We start from the raw sequence: 4558 nt of genomic DNA, 5'->3' as shown, positions 1-4558 counted from the left end.
ATCAACCAGAAGCCCCCCAAGCCTTGCTCCGGCCCAAGGGCGCATTCGCTGGCAAGCCAGTTCCTACAAGGGGCGCGGTGTTTTCAGGCGGCGCGCTCATCCCCGGGATTACGCTGGAAGTAGCGCTTGTACTCGCGACTGAACTGCGAGGTGCTCTGATACCCCACACGGTGCGCCACCTGAGCCACACCCAGCCCCTCCCCCAGCAACAGTTGCTGAGCCTTGAGCAGCCGCAGGCGTTTGAGATACTGCACCGGCGAAAGCAGGGTGCTGCGCTTGAAATGCTCGTGGAAGGTCGAGGTGCTCATGTTGGCGCAGCGGGCCAGAGTCTCGACGTTCAACGGCTCGGTGTAATGCTCGTGCAGATGATTGAGCGAAGCCGCGACCCGGGCGAACTGCCCCTGCTGTTCCACCAGCGCCCGCAACGCATCGGCCTGGGGCCCGCGCAAGGCGGCGAAGAGCAATTCGCGTACCCGCGAGGCCCCCATGATCTTGCACTCCAGGGGATCCTGCAGACAGCGCAGCAGCCGCTCCACGCAGCCGCGCATGTGATCGTCGAGCACCGCCGAAGTCATGGACTCCAGAGTCTGCGCCGACGCCGCACGGCCTTCGGTGATGCCCATGGCCAGCACCAGTTCTCCCAGCACCGCACGATCGATGGCGATGGAAACCCCCAGCAGCGGTGCATTGGGCAAAGCGAAGGTTTCGCATTCGAAAGGCACCGACAGGGCCTGGATCAGGTAGTGCCCGGCGCCATACTCCAGGGTCCGCGTCCCCAGGTACGCCAGCTTGCTGCCCTGGACGATGACCATCAGGCTTGGCTCGTAGATCTGCGGTCCCCGGGCCACATCCCGGCTGGCCCGCAGGATCTGCACGCCCGGCAAGGCGGTGGCGACGAAACCCTCGCGACTGGCAAGGGGCTCGATCAGCGAAACCAGGGTGGCGTTGGCGTCCAGATGACGGGTCAGCAGCATGCAGAAATCTTCACGAAAAAAGGGATAAAAACATCATCGCAGGTCTGCTGGCCAATGCCGTGCAAAAACCGCCAATGCCGGAGGAATAGGCATGACATGCCGAGGAATCGCCATGGCTGCCCTCAGGCCCGACGCCGAGAATGCACCGCCTCACTTGTCAGCGCTTTTGCGAGGTTCATCATGTACACCGCCATCGGTTATGCCGCCCAATCGGCCACCACTCCCCTCGCCCCCATGAGTTTCCAACGCCGCAGTCCCCGTGCGGACGACGTCGCCATCGAGATCCTCTACTGCGGCGTCTGTCACTCTGACATCCACCAGGCTCGCAACGAATGGGGTATCGCCGTCTACCCGCTGATGCCGGGCCACGAGATCGTCGGCAAGGTCACCGCCGTCGGCGCCAACGTCAGCAAGCACAAGGTCGGCGACCTGGTGGGCGTCGGCTGCATGGTGGACTCCTGCCGCCACTGCGAAGCCTGCACTGCGAACCTGGAACAGTACTGCCTGGAAGGTCCGACCATGACCTACGCCACCCCGGATCGGGTCGACGGCAGCAACACCATGGGCGGCTACTCCGACAGCATCGTGGTCAGCGAGCACTTTGTCGTGCGCATCCCGGAGAAACTCGACCTGGCCAGCGCGGCACCGATTCTCTGCGCCGGCATCACCACCTACTCGCCCCTCAAGCACTATGGCGTCAAGGCCGGTGACAAGGTGGGGATTCTCGGCATGGGTGGCCTGGGCCACATGGGCATCAAGTTCGCCAAGGCCCTGGGCGCCGAAGTGACCCTGTTCACCCGCTCGGCGAGCAAGGCAGAAGAAGCCCGCCGCCAAGGTGCGGACCACGTGATCGTGTCCACCGATGCAGCCCAGATGCAGTCGGTAGCCGGGCATTTCGACTTCCTCCTGGACACCATCCCGGTGCCTCACGACCTCAATCCCTACCTCGACACCCTGCGCTTTGACGGCGTGCACATCCTGGTGGGCCTGATCGAACCGGTGGACCCGGCACTGCACGCCGGCAAGCTGGTGATGAGCCGTCGAGTACTGGCCGGATCGCTGATCGGCGGCATTGCCGAGACCCAGGAAGTGCTGGATTTCTGCGCCGAGCACGGCATTACCTGCGATATCGAGATGCTGGATATTCGCCAGATCAATAAGGCCTACGAGCGCATGATCAAAGGCGATGTGAAGTACCGCTTCGTGATCGACATGGCGACCTTGAAGGTCTGAATCTCGATGCCATGACGGTCCGGCTTGTCGCTGGGAGGCGTTCCACGGAGTACGCCTTCGCCGGCAAGCCGGCTCCTACAGGGGCCAGCAGACGTCAGCCGCGGGCGAAAGCCCGCAGCACTTCGCCGTCCATGCGGTACTTGACCCACTCCTCCTGAGGCTGCGCCCCCAGGGACTTGTAGAACTGGATCGCCGGTTCATTCCACTCCAGGACACTCCATTCGAAGCGTCCGCAATCGTTGTCACAGGCGATCTGCGCCAAGTGCCGCAGCAGTTGCTTGCCCGCCCCGCCACCGCGTTGTTCCGGGGTGATGTAGAGATCCTCCAGGTAGAGGCAGTTGCTGCCCAGCCAGGTGGAATAACTGAAGAAAAACACTGCAAAGCCGATCGGCACGCCGTCACGCAGGCAGATCAGGCCGTGGGCCGTGGCCCCCTCACTGAACAGGCTGCGCTCGATATCGGCGACACCGGCAATCACTTCGTGACGAGCCCGCTCGTAGTCGGCGAGCTCAGTGATGAAAGCAAGAATCTGTGGGGCATCGCTGGGCAGTGCAGGACGGATTACGACGGTCATCGACGGTTCTCTTGGCGGAATCAGGCGGCCATATTAGAACGACAGCCGAAATACATGCACGGGCATTTATGCGCAGCTGATTCCCCGACCCGCAACTTACTCCGCTGTCGACTAACCCTGAGGCCTGCAGGATCACAACAAACAGCGAAGAGCACCATGTTAGAAAGCCTCCCATGACTACCAGCATAAGAGAGGCGCTTTCATGTCCGTGCGGGCTATGCAGGAATCCAGGGGCCCGGGCCCCTTGTTCGGGTTGTTCTGTCTGGGCAGCTATCTGTTGTCGCTGTCTTACGGATCGACCTTTCTCCTGTCCTTGCTGATCAGCAGCCGAGGCGGCAATGAGCACGACGCCGGCAGCGTGATTTCGGCGGCAATGCTCAGCACCTTTGTCGCGGTGATCGGCTCCGGGCACCTATCGGACTGGCTCGGCGCCGCACGCTCGGTGGCGTTGTTCGGCTGCCTGCTGGCCCTGGCCAGCCTGGGCTTTGCCCTGACCCCCGGATTCGGCAACGCCCTGCTGCTTTTCGGCCTGACCCTGGGCCTGGGCTGGGGAGTGTTCTACACCCTGGGACCTATCATCGTGGCGATGCTGGTGGAGCCAGCGCAACGGGCCCGCTACTTCGCCCTGCTGTCGGGCAGCATGATGACCGGGATAGGTTCCGGGCCGCTGCTGGGACGCCTGGCCAGTGCCCTGGGCTATCCCGTGACCAGCGCTTTTTTCATTGCAGCGGCGGCCAGCCTGCTGGGGGTGCTGATCTTTTGGCGACTGGGCGCCCGCTTGAGTCGCGAACTCAATCACTTAGGCACTTCGGCAGCCCGGATCACCTGGAGCGGAGCGGCACGTGTGCTGTCTTCCAGAGCCCTGTGGCCAATCCTGATGGTGGGCCTGGGCGGCTGCGTGTTCGGTGGGCTGTCGAGTTTCCAGACCAGCTACGGACCGTCCCGGGGCGTGGACTATTCACTGTTTTTCCTCGGGTTCATGAGCGCCGCCATTGCCAGCCGGATGCTGATCGCCGGCATAGTGGTCAAGCGTGACCCCTATCGCGCTTCCTGCCTGCTGTCGGGGTTGATGGTGGTGTCGATCCTGCTGTTCCTGTTTGTCGTCGACAGCAGCACCAGCTACCTGCTGGCCGCAGTGATACTGGGCGTTGGCTATGGCCTGACGTACTCGGTGATCAACGGCCTGGCCGCCAACGAAGCACCTGCCGGCAGCACCTCGCAGGCACTGCTGTTGTTCAGCCTGTCCTACTTTGTCGGGGTGTTCGGCTTTCCCTGGCTGGCCGGACGGATCATCGTCGAGGCCGGCATGCAGGCGCTGTTGTTCACCGTGCTGGCAGTTGCCCTGCTGAACTGGCTGATCAGCCTCGGCCGCCTGGGCTGGCGTCGGGCGGTCCAACTGCGTATCGCCCACAACCCGTAGCGCCGTTCGTCGATCATCCGGCACCAACCCCACGCCAGGGCAGACCAATATCAGGTAACGACTCTAAACAATGGAGGCGACACCATGATCAAGGTCCAACTCTCAGCCCTGGCCCTGGCCGGACTGATCTCCAGCGCAGCCCTGGCGGGCACTACAGGCCCCACCAATCCGGTTGAAGGTCCGCAGTCCCCTGCCCCCCAGAGCACACCGAAGATCAACATCAATCCGCCGGCCATGGACGAGGGTTCGCTGCCGCCGGCCACCGGCACCGACCCGCGAATCCAGGGCAACGACAACGGCCGCCAGGGCGGCGCCGGCACCCTGGATGCCACGACTCCGGACAACGGCAAGACCGGT

General features: G+C 63.3%; 5 protein-coding genes. 3 read left to right on the top strand and 2 right to left on the bottom strand.

Going from position 1 to position 4558, the window contains the following annotated elements:
- Positions 1-83: 83 nt before the first annotated feature.
- Positions 84-974 carry an AraC family transcriptional regulator gene (locus BLX41_RS16480; RefSeq protein WP_123725756.1) on the bottom strand — a complete coding sequence of 297 codons (891 nt, stop codon included), beginning with the start codon at positions 972-974 and terminating at the stop codon, positions 84-86.
- Positions 975-1154: 180 nt separating this feature from the next.
- Between BLX41_RS16480 and BLX41_RS16475 the strand changes: the two genes are divergently transcribed.
- Entirely contained in the window at positions 1155-2207 is a 1053-nt protein-coding gene (locus BLX41_RS16475; protein ID WP_123725755.1) for an NAD(P)-dependent alcohol dehydrogenase, read from the top strand.
- A 94-nt stretch (positions 2208-2301) separates the two neighbouring features.
- Here BLX41_RS16475 and BLX41_RS16470 read toward each other — a convergent pair whose 3' ends face one another.
- Positions 2302-2781 (bottom strand): GNAT family N-acetyltransferase, encoded by a 480-nt coding sequence (locus BLX41_RS16470; RefSeq protein ID WP_102863896.1) that lies wholly within the window; start codon positions 2779-2781, stop codon positions 2302-2304.
- A gap of 202 nt (positions 2782-2983) precedes the next feature.
- On the opposite strand from BLX41_RS16470, the gene BLX41_RS16465 reads away from it, so the two are divergent.
- Complete coding sequence (locus BLX41_RS16465) at positions 2984-4201, top strand: MFS transporter (RefSeq protein ID WP_259744957.1); 1218 nt, start codon at positions 2984-2986, stop codon at positions 4199-4201.
- An 84-nt stretch (positions 4202-4285) separates the two neighbouring features.
- Positions 4286-4558: hypothetical protein (locus BLX41_RS16460; protein ID WP_259744956.1), on the top strand; the 273-nt coding region annotated here is incomplete at its 3' end.

The sequence above is a fragment of the Pseudomonas protegens genome (assembly GCF_003732485.1).
GTDB classification, from domain to species: Bacteria; Pseudomonadota; Gammaproteobacteria; order Pseudomonadales; family Pseudomonadaceae; genus Aquipseudomonas; species Aquipseudomonas protegens_B.
This window is presented reverse-complemented; position numbering and strand designations above follow the sequence as displayed.